The sequence below is a fragment of the Streptomyces sp. AM25 genome (assembly GCF_058146165.1).
The window spans coordinates 12,286-25,575 of record NZ_JBKIWN010000001.1 but is presented as its reverse complement, the minus strand read 5'-3'; the positions used below and the strand labels follow the sequence as shown (position 1 = coordinate 25,575).

Annotated in this window: 12 protein-coding genes; 4 read left to right on the top strand and 8 right to left on the bottom strand. The window is 67.1% G+C overall.

Features of this window, described 5'->3' with window-relative positions; translation table 11 throughout:
* Nucleotides 1-309: 309 nt before the first annotated feature.
* The 3 genes from ACLHRZ_RS00155 to ACLHRZ_RS00145 all read right to left on the bottom strand — a co-directional run bounded on the left by ACLHRZ_RS00155 (nucleotide 310) and on the right by ACLHRZ_RS00145 (nucleotide 2,676).
* On the bottom strand, nucleotides 310-870 hold the full coding sequence (locus ACLHRZ_RS00155; protein ID WP_490416075.1) for a GNAT family N-acetyltransferase: 561 nt from the start codon (nucleotides 868-870) through the stop codon (nucleotides 310-312).
* 532 nt (nucleotides 871-1,402) lie between these two features.
* Nucleotides 1,403-2,074, bottom strand: a complete 672-nt coding sequence (locus ACLHRZ_RS00150) for a class I SAM-dependent methyltransferase (RefSeq protein ID WP_490416074.1) — start codon at nucleotides 2,072-2,074, stop codon at nucleotides 1,403-1,405.
* Nucleotides 2,075-2,229: 155 nt separating this feature from the next.
* On the bottom strand, nucleotides 2,230-2,676 hold the full coding sequence (locus ACLHRZ_RS00145) for a glycine-rich domain-containing protein (protein WP_490416073.1): 447 nt from the start codon (nucleotides 2,674-2,676) through the stop codon (nucleotides 2,230-2,232).
* Between the two features lie 200 nt (nucleotides 2,677-2,876).
* Here ACLHRZ_RS00145 and ACLHRZ_RS00140 point away from each other — a divergent pair, with 200 nt between their 5' ends.
* Together ACLHRZ_RS00140 and ACLHRZ_RS00135 are read left to right on the top strand one after the other, a co-directional pair.
* Complete coding sequence (locus ACLHRZ_RS00140; RefSeq protein WP_490416072.1) at nucleotides 2,877-4,166, top strand: helix-turn-helix domain-containing protein; 1,290 nt, start codon at nucleotides 2,877-2,879, stop codon at nucleotides 4,164-4,166.
* Nucleotides 4,167-4,389: 223 nt separating this feature from the next.
* Nucleotides 4,390-5,550, top strand: a complete 1,161-nt coding sequence (locus ACLHRZ_RS00135; protein ID WP_490416071.1) for an IS701 family transposase — start codon at nucleotides 4,390-4,392, stop codon at nucleotides 5,548-5,550.
* Nucleotides 5,551-5,850: 300 nt separating this feature from the next.
* Here ACLHRZ_RS00135 and ACLHRZ_RS00130 read toward each other — a convergent pair whose 3' ends face one another.
* The 4 genes from ACLHRZ_RS00130 to ACLHRZ_RS00115 form a co-directional block, all read right to left on the bottom strand.
* Complete coding sequence (locus ACLHRZ_RS00130) at nucleotides 5,851-7,419, bottom strand: alpha/beta hydrolase (RefSeq protein WP_490416070.1); 1,569 nt, start codon at nucleotides 7,417-7,419, stop codon at nucleotides 5,851-5,853.
* Between the two features lie 175 nt (nucleotides 7,420-7,594).
* A complete protein-coding gene (locus tag ACLHRZ_RS00125; RefSeq protein WP_490416069.1) occupies nucleotides 7,595-8,362 on the bottom strand; it encodes an IS5 family transposase in 768 nt (255 codons plus the stop codon).
* 598 nt (nucleotides 8,363-8,960) lie between these two features.
* Nucleotides 8,961-10,199 (bottom strand): IS256 family transposase, encoded by a 1,239-nt coding sequence (locus tag ACLHRZ_RS00120; protein ID WP_490416068.1) that lies wholly within the window; start codon nucleotides 10,197-10,199, stop codon nucleotides 8,961-8,963.
* A gap of 838 nt (nucleotides 10,200-11,037) precedes the next feature.
* The gene (locus ACLHRZ_RS00115; RefSeq protein WP_490416067.1) at nucleotides 11,038-11,259 is read right to left on the bottom strand and encodes a hypothetical protein; all 222 of its coding nucleotides are present in this window, start codon (nucleotides 11,257-11,259) and stop codon (nucleotides 11,038-11,040) included.
* Between the two features lie 220 nt (nucleotides 11,260-11,479).
* Between ACLHRZ_RS00115 and ACLHRZ_RS00110 the strand changes: the two genes are divergently transcribed.
* Both ACLHRZ_RS00110 and ACLHRZ_RS00105 read left to right on the top strand, forming a co-directional pair.
* Entirely contained in the window at nucleotides 11,480-12,496 is a 1,017-nt protein-coding gene (locus tag ACLHRZ_RS00110; RefSeq protein ID WP_490416066.1) for a DNA-directed RNA polymerase subunit alpha, read from the top strand.
* 104 nt (nucleotides 12,497-12,600) lie between these two features.
* The gene (locus tag ACLHRZ_RS00105) at nucleotides 12,601-12,750 is read left to right on the top strand and encodes a hypothetical protein (RefSeq protein ID WP_490416065.1); all 150 of its coding nucleotides are present in this window, start codon (nucleotides 12,601-12,603) and stop codon (nucleotides 12,748-12,750) included.
* A 276-nt stretch (nucleotides 12,751-13,026) separates the two neighbouring features.
* Here ACLHRZ_RS00105 and ACLHRZ_RS00100 read toward each other — a convergent pair whose 3' ends face one another.
* A complete protein-coding gene (locus ACLHRZ_RS00100) occupies nucleotides 13,027-13,230 on the bottom strand; it encodes a cold-shock protein (RefSeq protein ID WP_360475640.1) in 204 nt (67 codons plus the stop codon).
* Between the last annotated feature and the right edge of the window lie 60 nt (nucleotides 13,231-13,290).

The following is a 13,290-nucleotide window of genomic DNA, read 5'->3' as shown; positions in this document are numbered from 1 at the left end:
CCGTGGCACGAACCGTCGCCGGTCAGGGTTCGCCGTCAATCGGTGAGCGTGTATCTGTCCTGGTCACAGGGTGGGTAGAGGCGTTGGTGTTCCCGGGCGAGAGGATGTTGCCAGTAGGTGTCAAGGTCACCATTGGACCTGACGGCGCGGAGTTTGAGTAATCCGGGCCATTGCTGCCAACGGCGATCTCGATGCCTACTGGCGATATAGCGTCGCCGCCGAGCATCAGCGCCTCTACCCGGTCCATGGCCAAGGGGAATACAGCCTTACCGCATGACCACATGGTGCTGCTCCGCCGGGACTCAACGCTCACCCAAGTTCGCCCATCGAATGCAGTTGTGCGAATTCGTCGGCGAGCATGCCCATTACGACGAGATCGCGGTGTTGACCTGCGCAGAACACGTGATCGCGGAGGTGGCCCTCCTCGACGAAACCGAGTTGGCGGTGAAGCGCCAACGACGCCTTGTTGTGCGCGAAGATCCTTGTTTCGCACTTGTGGTAACGCCGCTCGGCGAACATGAAGCGCAGCAGCATCACTACGGCTTCTGTCGCGTAGCCCTTGCGCTGATGATCAACGCTGATCGTGATGCCGTTCTCGAACCGGCCCGCGCGGGGGTCAGCGTGAAAGGAGCCGACAGACCCCACTATCTCCCCCGTATCCACGGCTTCGACTGCCAATCCAAAGCTGTCGCCATCGGACTTGGAGAGAGTTTGCTCCCTTGCCCAGGTGCGGAACCCCTCGGCGGAGCGGGGTGGATTCAGGAGGTCACCGAACCGCTCCTCCTCCACCGCGAAGCGCATGAACGCTGTCCAGTCGTCGGGCTCAATACCCCGCAGGCGCACCCGTTTACCAGTCCAGAACGATGTCATCCCCTATTTGATCACGCCACCGTTTGCGATGCATAGACCCTCCGCAGCCCTGATCTGGCTCCACCGGTCATACCGGTGGAGCCAGGAAACGCGCTTGATCCTGACCATCACTTCAGAGGAACCGCACCCCCAGCAGCCACAGCCAGAACGGCGGCCAGTGCCTCCAGATGCCCGTCGAGCAGGTCCCTGCCGTCATGCCGGTCGGGACTCCAAGGCCCCTGAACGCACGCCGCTGAGCTTCCCGCATGCGGTATGGCAGCACTTCGTCACCACCCTGGCCGTCACGGAAGGCGACCTCTGCGCCTGAACCACCGCAACACCGCCGGCGCTGGTGGCCTGTCGTCGCCTGCGCCGCCCTGAGAGAGCTGGGAATAGCACTCCCCAAGGCTTGACGCAGACCACGGGAAGGGGCCCGGGCGCTGATGGGCACTCGGGTGTCAATGATCTGCGGGGCGGGAGACGAAGGTTGTGATGGGCTCCGCCCTCGTGTGCTTCCTCCGGACGGCAGCACGGCGCCGACCTGCGCGGCGACTCAGGCTGCTTCGGCGCGTACCAGGAGCGTGCCGAGCGGTTCGCCGTTCGGCGGGGGGACGATGCGGGCATCAACGCTGCCGAAGCCGTTGCGTTTGAGCAGGTCGGCCCACATCTCGGGGGTGTACTGCCAACGCAGCACGGTCAGTTCCCGTTCGCGGCCTTCCAGCCATCTGCCGCGCATCTGCTGCGGACCGTAGGTGTCCGGGCCGGGTTCGGCGTGGCTGAAGACGAAGCAGCCCCCGGGGGCGAGGCGCTTGGCGACGAGCGGGAAGAGTTGCTCGGGGTCGGTGAACCACACGGCCCCCCACATCGAGTACACCGCGTCGTACACGGCCGTGTCGCCCGTCAGGAAGTCGAGCACGTCGGCGTGGACGAAGCACACACCCGCAACGTGGGCCCACCAGCGGCGGGCACGCTCGACCTGGAAGGCCGAGAAGTCCACACCGGTCACCTCGATACCGCGGCACGCCAGGTGTACGGCGTCGGTGCCTTCGCCCGGACCGAGTTCCAGCACGCGCCGGGGATTGCCGAGGACTTCCGGACCGGGGCCATGGCCGGGGAACTGCGTCCACTCGAACGGGCCGACCGGCGGCGCCGACTGCTTGCCCTCTCCCCGGTGCGGCTTGTACAGGTCCCAGTATTCGGCCGGTGTGAGGGGCGGGCGGGGCATGGGGCTCCTCGGGGTGACGGTGTGCCACGTGAGCTCGTCACCGTACCGCCGGCCGCATGCCGCTCGGGGCCCCTTGTCGCAACTCGCCCCGCTCCGGCCCGTGTGTGGGCCCGAAGGCGCTCACGGCGCCCCCGGGCCTGACCGTTTCGTTTCACTCAGTGACAGTTCGTCCCCGGAGCGCACGGCCCGCACTTGGCGTAGTCGGCCTCCCAGAGTTTCCAGTCCACCTCGAACCCGTTGCCGTCGATGACCTTCGCGGTGCGCTCGACCGAGCCGTCGTACTTGAAAGCGATCTCGGGGATGTGTTCCAGGAAGCGGCCCTGGAAGTGCTCGGCACAGAACTCACGGTAGTTCCGGGTGTCCAGGATGAAGACGTGCACCGCGATGTCCACGGTGCGGCCGCAGCACATCTCCAGCTGCTGCCCCCACTTCTCCATCGCCGTGATCAGGTACGACACGGCCGCGTGGAACAGCCTGTTCGCGTAGACCTCGTCAAAGGGGTAGTCCCGCATCAGCAGCTGGATCTCACGGTCCCACACCTCCGGCCTGACGAAGTCCCGGGGGTCGCGCACCTTCGGCCTGGCCTCCACTGCTGTCGCCATGCTGCCCTCCCTGAGGTTGACGATGCACTGCGCCCGATCTGCACTTGCGGGCGCACTTTCAGTGCAGCCCCCCGCGGCCCCGCGCGGTGATCCATTGCCGCAGACCGCACGCGGTGTGCAGATGCTGCACACGCGCTCGACGCCCCGCAGAGCCGCGCGTACCGTGGGCGGGCCAGGGCCGCGCGCCCCGTGGAGGTGTGATGCACACCGAGCCACTGTGGAGAACCCGCCAGGCCACCGAGCTGATCACCCATCACCAGCCCGGCGCCCTCATCCGACTCGGCCGCACGCACCAGGGATGGCGCCAGGCCGACCTGGGCCACCGAGTCGGCTGCTCAGCCTCCACCATCTCCCGTCTGGAGCAGCACGGCACCGCCAACCTGAGCCTGCTGCGCCGCGCCGCGCGCGAAGTCGGGCTGCCCACGGACGTGCTGGCCGCCGCTGTCGGCCTCGGCGTGACGGGAGCCACTACAGTGGCGTCACCCGGTCCACGTTCCGCCGAGGAGGACCCGTTGCGCCGCCGCACACTGCTCGCCGCCGCCGGAATCGCCGGTCCTCTCCAGCTCCTTGCCGGTATCGACGACGCACTCGCCACCATCCCAGGCCCGCGCTCAGCTACGGCCCCCGTCGGCGGCCGGCTGGCCCGGGCCCAGGCCCTGTTCGACACCGGCCGCCACACCCAGCTGCTCGAAGCGCTTCCTGCTCTCCTGGCCGACGCGCACGCCGCAGCCCGCACCCGGCAGGACAGCAGCTACGCGACCTTGTCGGCCTGCTACACCCTGGCCTCCTCCGTCCTGACGAAGGTGGGCCACTACGAACGGTCGCGGCTGACCGCGGACCGGGCCCTCACCTACGCCGACCTCTCCGACAACCCCATCGCCACCGCCGCGGCCTCACGCGAACTGAGCATCGTGCTCCGCCACCAGGGCCAGCCCCAGGCCGCCCAGCACCTGGTCGACAACGCCCTGGTCACCGTCGAGCAGACCGGCCTGGCCACGCAGGCCCAGGCGATGGCGTACGCGCAGATGCTGTGCACCACCGCCTACACCGCCGCCCGGGCTGGCCACCGCGACCAGGCTCTCACCTTCATGCACGAAGCCGCTCGGGCAGCCAAAAGGCTGCCCGAACACCCGCCAGCGGGCGCCCCGTTCTCCATCAGCCCCTCCGCCGTCACCCTCTACGCAGTCGGCGTGCACTGGGCCCTCGGAGACGCCGGAGCTGCTCTCCACGCCGGCCGCACGCTCCACCCCGGACAGTTCCCCACCGCCGAACGCCGCGCCCGCATGCACACCGACCTCGCCCGCGCCTGGTGGCAATGGGGCAAACCCCAGCAGACCACCAATGCCCTCCTCGAAGCCCTCCGCGCCTCACCCTCCGAAGTCCGCGACCGGCCCGCCATCCGGCAAGTCGCCACCGACCTCGTCCAGCGACACCCCCGCACCCCCGGCACACGAGAGCTGTCCCACGCGATCGGTCTGGCTCATCACTGACCTGCCATCCGGCGTTCCGCCGGCTACTACTGCTTGTGGGAGCGCTATCGTGCCCACCGTGGCCAGCGCTTCCGCCGATGGATGCGCTCGCCTGCCCCGCCGCCCTCGACCCGGTGGTCTGAGGAACCGAGGCGTCCCCGCTACGGACCGCCCCCGTCCGGCGGGATACTAGTACTGCAACGACACTCCGTGACGTTGTGGGCAGCGCATCGTTGATCGCTGCGTGCGGTCAGAGATAACTGACGGATGGTCAGGGGCATTTGACGACTTCGTGGCCCGGTTCGCGGGCCGGTTCGGGCGGGTGGAGTCCCGGCGGCGGATGGTGTCCTACCTGCGGGGACTGCTCAGCGAGAACGAGCGGAAGAACGGCTGGACGCTGGCCGAGGCCGCCGGTGACACCGGTCCTCAGGGCATGCAGCGGCTGCTGAACCACTACTTGTGGGATGCCGACGCTGTGCGTGACGACGTCCGTGACGCGGTGGTGGAGCATCTCGGGGATCCCGAGCGGGGAATTCTCATTCTCGACGAAACGGGATTTCTGAAGAAGGGCGTCCGGTCCGCGGGCGTGGGCAGGCAGTATTCCGGGACGGCCGGCCGGATCGAGAATTCCCAGGTCGGGGTCTTCCTGGCCTACGGATCGGGCAGGGGCCGGGCGCTGATCGACTGCGAACTGTATCTGCCGAAAGACTGGACATCGGATCGTGAGCGTTGCCGGGCGGCCGGTATTGGTGACGATGTCGAGTTCGCCACCAAACCGGACCTGGGCCTGCGCATGCTCAAGCGCGCGGTGGCCTCCGGGATGCCGTTCGGCTGGGTGACCGCCGATGAGCTCTACGGCCAGGTGAGCCGCATCCGGTTGTGGCTGGAGGAACACGACATCCCGCATGTCCTCGCGGTCCCGAAATCACAGATGGTCATGACCATGGAATTCTTCGGGCAGGCCCGGGCCCATGAACTGGTCAGTCAACTGCCTGATGACGCCTGGACACGTCTGAGCTGTGGTGACGGTGCTCACGGCCCGCGCGAGTACGACTGGGCCACAGCCGCGATCCGCCCCTGGCGGCGCGAGGGCTGGGACCACTGGCTCCTCGCGCGGCGCAGCCTCACCGACGACACGGACATCGCTTACTACATCTGCTTCTGCCCGGCCGGGACTTTCCTTGATGAACTCGTGTCCGTCGCAGGGTCCCGGTGGATGGTCGAGGAATGCTTCCAAACTGCGAAGAACGAGACGGGACTTGACCACTACCAAGTCCGCGGCTACACAGCTTGGTACCGGCACATAACTCTCTCCATGGCCGCCCTCGCCTTCCTCGCAGTCCTGCGAGCGGAGGCAAAAAAGGGGATCCCGACACCGGCAGCGAGCAGTCCCTCATACCCGTGACCATGAACGAGGCCCGGCGGCTCTTCAACCGCATTTCCTCTCCCATCCGCCATGCCGTCCAGCATGTCATTGCCTGGTCGCTATGGCGCAGAAGAAGCCAAGCCCGAGCCCGCATCAGCCACTACAAACGCAGAGGGCATCACGGAGTGTCGTTGCAGTACTAGCTGTGCTCAATCCCCTGATCAGTGACGCTCAGTGGCGTCTGCCTCGAGGGTGCTTCTCGTGGCCACAGTCCAGGGCAGGTCATGGTCATGGGGGATGGCCTGTCAGTGCGCTGACGGGCCATCGCAGAGGTTTCGATCAGCTGGCCTCCGGTGCGGGGCAGCTGACGGGCTTCGACGGCAGGGTTCCGCTCATCAGGTATGCGGTTACTGGTTCGTCGACGCATGTGTTGCTTCTCGATGCGTACAATCCGTGATTGTGGTCGTCGACGGATATCAGTACGTTCCCGAGCCGCTCGGCCATCGCCGCGCCGCCTTCGTATGGGGTCTGGGTATCCCTCTTGGCCTGTACCACGATCCCGCGGGGGTAGCCGTCGCGGCTGATGTCGGTCGGGGCTTCGGGGAGAGTGAAGGAGCGGAAGGCAGGGGGCAGGGGCAGGGAGCCCATGGGGCCGAATCCATAGGAGAGACGGTCACGGTTTTCCCTGACCTGCTCACGGTAGGTTTCGATGTCCTGAGGCCACTCGCCCTCGGCCAGGATGGTGTATTTGGCGTCTTCGATCACGTCGCGCCCCGTCGTTTTCTTCGGCACGGGCGGAACCTTGCCGGACCGCTGACCGTCACTGGCCGATTTCAGCGCGGCTACACGCTCCGCCAGCTCCTGCCGCTTGGCGATGTCTGCAGCGTCAAAGCCCGTGAACATGTCGAAAATCGTCTGGTTCCAGCCGTCGATGGGCTTCTCGGCGAGCCGTGCCGAGACAGCCTCCACCGTCTCCATGACCTCGGAGGCCGATGATCCCAGCCCGAAGGTCTCGTCGCGCTCCGCCGCCCAGCCGGCCCACTCCTCGACATGGCGCCGCGATTCCTCCGCCTTCGACGTCATGTACGCATAACCGGTCTTGTCGGGATGGAGCGAGGAGTCGAGAACGCTCCGGTCGAGCCGGGAGGCGAACATGCTGCCGTACACGGCCCCGAGGCAGGTGCCGTAGGAGTACCCGACATAGCTGATCCGCCACTCGCCCAGAGCCGCACGGATCACATCCATGTCCCGGGCTGTGTTCCGGGTGTTGAAGTGCTTGCGCCGCTGCCCGTCCAGCCTGTCACAGGACGCTTCGAATTCTTTCGCCCAGGCCGCGAAGTCATCGAAGTCCGCATCGGACGGCCGCGATTTAATGTCGGGCAGGTCCAGGTCATCGCACCGCAGAGGCGCCGACTGCCCGACACCTCTGGGATCGAATCCGATGAGGTCATAGGCGGTATTCAGCGGAGTGTCCTTAAACTGCTCCTTCGGCGCCGACTTCCCGTCCGGCCTCATGACCCCTGCCCCTCCCGGACCGCCCGGGTTGTAGAACAGAGCACCCCGCCGCGCCTTGCTATCGGTGGCTTTCTGGCGGCTGATGGCCACCGATATGCGTTCGCCGTCCGGCTGGGAGTAGTCCAGGGGGACTTCAACGGACGCGCACTCGACCTCCACGTCGAATGAGCAAGGGCTCCAGTTGATCTTCTGCTCGTAGAACGAACGAAGATCCCCGGGGATATCGGGTTCCCCGGCGGCTGCCGGAAGAACAGAACTGACTGCCGCGCCCAGAGTGCTGACGCCGACTGTGATGGCTCTCCTGAAACGGGAGATCCCTGAATGCTCCATGATCCGTATCACCTCAATGTGATCTTCCTTCTCCTTTTCTCCTGGGATGCTATGCACGGTCATGCCGACATATATGACGAGCCGGTGACCATCCTGTGCTCGCTCAAGGACTTGCAGCTCGCGGTGTCAGCGCAGAGCGGTGGGGGCGAGGCGGATGGTGTGCGGCTGTTGCTGGACAGACCGGATGCGGATCGGCCTGGGCTGGGCGGCGGCATCGGGCCGTTCGACGGGGTGGGGCTCAGTGCGGGGCGGCCTCGGAGATGAGCCGCTCGTAATCTCTGACATTTCTGCGGGCTCGCATGACCCATGAGATCGCGCGTTCGATGGTCCAGTGCCGTGGGATCACGGTGAATCCTCGGGTTCCCGGGGGCCGTTGGACGGGATGGACGTCGATGCCCAGGCGGGCGCCGTGATCGATGGCGGTGGTGCGGTAGCCGGCATCCACCCACGCTTTGCGGACTCGTGGGTGGGCTGCGGCGATGGGGGAGAGCAGGTGGGCGCCGGCCGCGGTGTCGGACACGCTGGCGGCAGTGACCAGGACGGTCAGCAGCAGACCGAGGGTGTCCGTCCCCAGGTGGCGCTTGCGGCCGATGATGCGTTTGCCTGCGTCGGTGCCCTGCTCCGACAGCGGCACGTTGGCGGAGGTCTTGACCGTCTGGGAGTCCAGCACGCACGCGGAGGGTTCCGTGTCGCGGCCCTCGCGCTCACGGACCAGGCGCCGCAGGAGTCTGCTGAGCTGCTCGAATACTCCGTCCTCCTGCCAGCAGGCAAAGTAGTGATAGGTCGTCGGCCAGGGCGGGAAGTCGTGCGGGAGGTAGCGCCAGGGGATGCCGGTGCGGTCCACGAACAGGATGGCGTTCATCAGGGTGCGCAGGTCGTGCTCGGGCGGGCGGCCGATGTTCAGGGCCCGTTCGTGGCGCTCGGCCCGCCAGGCGGTCAGCACCGGCTCGATCAGCTCCCACTGCTCGCCGGAAAGGTCGCTCGGGTAGCGGCCGCGTGCCGTCATCTTTCCGAAGTACTGCGCCCAGGCCGCGGAGTCCAGCTGGTAAACGGCTTCAGCACGGGGTGATTTGGGATCAGACAGGAGCACCAGGGCCGAAACATCTCCCTGGCGCCACATGGCCTGACGGCTGACTCGCGAAGCCCTTCAGCCCCAGCATGCCGAGCCGGAGAAACCAGTGCCTATGGCACTGAGGCAGGGCGAAACGCTCAGTCAGTGGGGGTTTCATCCTTAGAGTCCGCGAATGGCCGCTCTATGCGCCCCGGTCAATGGGACTGCGGTGCCAGGAGATGCTGGTCCGACGGAGGAGACCTGCTGCCCCGCCCTTTCCTCCCGCTCAACGCCCATCGCCCTGTCTCATCCCAAGAAGCCCGGACCGCGGCCGCCATCCCGGCCCGAGCAGCAGCCACTGGCCCCCGCCGAACCGGAGCAGTACGCCAGAGACATGACGAACCGCCAGGCCTACCAGAGGAGCGCATGGGCGACCAGGTTGTGCGGTCGGTCCGCGTGCTGGCACCTGCCCCCGCGCGGCCGCCCCGTCCCGCGGCCGGTCACGTCCGCTGGAGTGGTGTAATGACGGCCACTCGGCGATCTCTTGCTGAGGTTATGCGGTGAGTTGGGCGGTGACTTCGGATTCGTCGGTTTCCGACTCGATCGGGTGGAGGCGGGCTTTGGCGAGGAGTTCGCGGCCCATGTAGCGGCGGGCTTCGGTCCATTCGTCGTTCTGCTCGGCGAGGACGGCGCCGACGAGGCGGATGACGGCGGTGCGGTCGGGGAAGATCCCGACGACGTCGGTGCGGCGTCGGATTTCCTTGTTCAGCCGCTCCTGGGGGTTGTTCGACCAGATCTGCCGCCAGACCTCGTGCGGGTAGGCGGTGAAGGCCAGCAGATCGTGCCGGGCGGCATCCAAGTGGGCTGCCGCTTGGGGGAACTTGGCCTCCAGGGCGTCCAGGACGTGCGTCATCTGGGCGTGAACGGCTTCGGCGTCGGGCTGTTCGAACACCGTCCTGAGCAAGGTCGCCACCCATGGCTGGACTGACTTCGGTGCCTGCGAGAGCAGGTTTCTCGCGCAGTGGGTGCGGCATCTTTGCCAGCCGGCGCCGGGCAGGGCGGCTCCGATGGCGTCGACGAGGCCCGCGTGAGCGTCGGAGATGACGAGCTGGACGCCGCCCAGGCCGCGGGCGACGAGCGACCGCAGGAAGGCCAGCCACCCGGCCCGGTCCTCGGCGGTGGCAACATCGATGCCCAGGATCTCGCGGTAGCCGTCGGTGTTCACCCCGGTCGCGACCAGGGCGTGGACGTTGACGATGCGGCCCCCTTCGCGGACCTTCTGGGTCAGGGCGTCCAGCCAGACGAAGGTGTAGGGGCCGGCGTCCAGCGGGCGGTTGCGGAACGCGGCCACCTGCTCGTCCAGGTGCTTGGCCATAGTACTGACCTGGGACTTCGACGGCTGGGTCACTCCGAGGGACTCGGCGAGCTTCTCGACCCGGCGGGTACTGACCCCGAGCAGGTAGGCGGTGGCGACCACGCTGACGAGGGCCTGCTCGGCCCGGCGGCGCCGTTCGAGGAGCCAGGACGGGAAGTAACTGCCCTGCCGCAGCTTGGGGATGGCCAGTTCCACCGTTCCGGCACGGGTGTCCCACTCGCGAGGGCGGTAGCCGTTGCGGTGGTTGACCCGTTCGTCGCTGACCAGCCCGTATCCGGCGCCGCACAGAGTGTCGGCTTCGGCGGACATCATCGACTCCGCGAAGGCCTTGATCATCGCGCGGAGCAGGTCGGGACTCGCCGAGGCAAGGTTCTCCTCGGCCAGGGCGTGCAGAGGCAGACTGTCAGGTGCGGTCATCGTGCTGATCTCCTTCGAAGACTTGGCGTCTTGAAGATCAGCCGGTGGCCGTCCATCTATGCGGGCCCTTACTCCGTTACCGGATCAAACCCCCGGAACGGGCGGGAACCCGTACACCACTTCCGTGGACGCAACCCCGCGGGCCGAGGTCCTGCCTGACGGCATAGCCCGCCCGCCGGCCCTCCGGCCCGCCTCACGGACTGCCGGACCGCCGCCGGTCGATACGGCAGTTGTGGCAGCCGTCGAGCGTCAGGCCCGCACTCTTCCTCGCGAACCCGCCGACCGCTTCATCGGATCCGCATCCGACCCGCTCACGGATCATGCTCCACGCCGCGGTCGCCGGGCCGCGCTCGACGCAGTACTTGTCCGTGCCCGACTGCGAGCCCGTGCCGAACAGCCCCAAAAATGGAGGGCAACCGGAATACGGCAGCAAGAGGCAACAGGGCCGGGCCGCCGGCGGTTGGGCTGATCTGTCGGTCCGTGGGTTCGTAGGCGAGGGGTAGCGGGAACCGGGGTCGTCCTCTGGCGGCGGTCGGCACCAGCCGTGAACCCGCGTGCGGCCCGCCCCCTGAGGTCCCAGGCGGGGTACGGGCCGACACGGGTGCAGTCGCGGCAGCCAAGGCCGCGTCCCTGCGGCACAGGGCGCTACACCCCAGCAGAGGCCCCCGCCCGCCGTACCGGCCGGGACCTTGATCGGTACAACGAGCAACCGGCGGCAAGGGTCACCGGTTCCGGCCGGCTCGTCAGGCCACGTACTCCTGAGTGGCCGCGCCGGTTCTGGGTACTGAACGCCCCCTTCCTGAAGGGGTCTGGCATGCCGTGACCGGGCTCAGCGGTTCTAGAGTTTGGTCATTTTGGTGTATGGGCTCAGGATTCGCATTTGCGTCGAGCCGAAGTCCACGAGTGCCGCGATTCCGTCCTCGATGGCGATTATCCGGCCGAGGCCGTAGACGTCGTGTGTGACCTGGTCGCCCACGGCGAAGTGCTTGGGGACCGGTGTGGCCGGGGCCTTGAAGGGGCTGGTGGGCAAATGGCGCTTCGGTGCAACAGGCTTTGTCATTGCCCCCAGTATGCGCCCTGCGAAGGGTGCTGGCGGCTGTCTGGCAGGGGCAGGAGTGGTTGATTGCTGGACTTCGCTCCGGCAGGCCCTGGTGCCGGCCGACCCGTGGACACCACGAAGGGTACGGGCGGTTCAGCCTCGTTGGAGGCTGAACCGCCCGTACCCTTCGTGGTGTCCACGGCGTCATATAGCGGGCGCCAAACACTGGAGGCAATACCTCGTGCTGATCGCTCAGCGTCCGTCACTGACTGAAGAGGCCGTCGATGAGTTCCGCTCCCGGTTCGTGATCGAGCCGCTGGAGCCGGGCTTCGGCTACACCCTCGGCAACTCCCTGCGCCGCACCCTGCTGTCGTCGATCCCCGGCGCTGCTGTTACCAGCATCCGGATCGGCGGCGTGCTGCACGAGTTCACCACCGTGCCGGGCGTCAAGGAGGATGTCACCGACCTGGTCCTCAGCATCAAGCAGCTGGTCGTCTCCTCGGAGCACGACGAGCCGGTCGTGATGTACCTGCACCAGCAGGGCCCGGGTCTGGTCACCGCCGCGGACATCGCCCCGCCGGCCGGCGTCGAGGTGCACAACCCCGACCTGGTCCTCGCCACGCTCAACAGCAGGGGCACGCTGGAGATGGAGCTGACCGTCGAGCGCGGTCGCGGCTACGTCTCCGCCGCGCAGAACAAGCATGAGGGCCAGGAGATCGGCCGGATCCCGGTCGACTCCGTCTACTCGCCGGTTCTCAAGGTCACCTACAAGGTGGAGGCGACCCGTGTCGAGCAGCGCACCGACTTCGACAGGCTGATCGTCGACGTCGAGACCAAGCAGGCGATGCGTGCGCGTGACGCCGTGGCGTCCGCCGGCAAGACCCTGGTCGAGCTGTTCGGTCTGGCCCGCGAGCTGAACATCAACGCCGAGGGCATCGACATGGGCCAGTCCCCGACGGACACCGCCCTGGCCGCCGACCTGGCATTGCCGATCGAGCAGCTGGAGCTCACGGTCCGCTCCTACAACTGCCTCAAGCGCGAGGGCGTCTACTCGGTGGGTGAACTCCTGGCGCGCTCCGAGGCCGACCTGCTGGACATCCGCAACTTCGGTGCGAAGTCGATCGACGAGGTCAAGGCGAAGCTGGCCGACATGGGCCTGGGACTCAAAGACAGCCCGCCCGGATTCGACCCGGCCGCCGCTGCCTTCGACGCGGACGATGACACGAGCACGGGTTTCGCGGAGACCGGGCAGTACTGAGGAAGATCCATCGTGATGTGTGCACCAAGGCAGAACTGCCACGTACAGCGGTAACGTTCCGTTCCCCGGGCGGCACGATGCGCCCCCAAACCCGTGGAGGTTCTGTGATCCCGCTGCCGCCGCACCGCACCAAGGGCGCCGTCCTGCTCGGGGCAGAGCCGGGAGGGGCCGGCCCGTTCGGCCCGTACGGCGACGACAGTGCAGAAGCCGAGGAGGGCGGGGATGAGCCGGGCCGGGGCCCCTCACAGGGGTAGCCGGATCATCGGCCACGAAACAACGTCTTGAGCCGGACGTCGCCTGTCCCTGCCGTACTCTGGCTGCCCTCCGACTTCGTCATCGCCTTGCCCATGAGTTCGGGGGCCCAGCCGAACCAGGATTGGGCGGCGTCGCCGTTGCAGAACCGGAAGAGGGCCTCCAAGACCACCTCGGCCTTGATGAGGAAAGGGGGCGGGCACGGAGCTCCGCGGAAACACAAACCGGGGTCCGCACCATGACAGTGCGGACCCCGGTGAGCGGATAACATCCGGCGATCAGGCAGGGACGATGTTCTCCGCCTGCGGGCCCTTCTGGCCCTGCGTGACATCGAAGGAGACTCGCTGGCCTTCCTGGAGCTCGCGGAAGCCCTGGGCCGCAATGTTCGAGTAGTGGGCGAAGACGTCGGGACCGCCGCCGTCCTGCTCGATGAAGCCGAAGCCCTTCTCGGCGTTGAACCACTTCACAGTTCCCTGTGCCATGACCTTCTCCTTACGTAGGCAGAGGCCCCACCCGGAGATGCCGGAAAACAAATAATGCGC

What these genes read in the sequence shown, in the direction of transcription:
- ACLHRZ_RS00125 (WP_490416069.1), bottom strand. Translation starts at nt 8,362, where the DNA reads ATGACGGCACGCGGCCGCTACCCGAGCGACCTTTCCGGCGAGCAGTGG.
- ACLHRZ_RS00140 (WP_490416072.1), top strand. Translation starts at nt 2,877, where the DNA reads ATGCACACCGAGCCACTGTGGAGAACCCGCCAGGCCACCGAGCTGATC.
- ACLHRZ_RS00130 (WP_490416070.1), bottom strand. Translation starts at nt 7,419, where the DNA reads ATGACCGTGCATAGCATCCCAGGAGAAAAGGAGAAGGAAGATCACATT.
- ACLHRZ_RS00115 (WP_490416067.1), bottom strand. Translation starts at nt 11,259, where the DNA reads ATGACAAAGCCTGTTGCACCGAAGCGCCATTTGCCCACCAGCCCCTTC.
- ACLHRZ_RS00155 (WP_490416075.1), bottom strand. Translation starts at nt 870, where the DNA reads ATGACATCGTTCTGGACTGGTAAACGGGTGCGCCTGCGGGGTATTGAG.
- ACLHRZ_RS00120 (WP_490416068.1), bottom strand. Translation starts at nt 10,199, where the DNA reads ATGACCGCACCTGACAGTCTGCCTCTGCACGCCCTGGCCGAGGAGAAC.
- ACLHRZ_RS00150 (WP_490416074.1), bottom strand. Translation starts at nt 2,074, where the DNA reads ATGCCCCGCCCGCCCCTCACACCGGCCGAATACTGGGACCTGTACAAG.
- ACLHRZ_RS00145 (WP_490416073.1), bottom strand. Translation starts at nt 2,676, where the DNA reads ATGGCGACAGCAGTGGAGGCCAGGCCGAAGGTGCGCGACCCCCGGGAC.
- ACLHRZ_RS00100 (WP_360475640.1), bottom strand. Translation starts at nt 13,230, where the DNA reads ATGGCACAGGGAACTGTGAAGTGGTTCAACGCCGAGAAGGGCTTCGGC.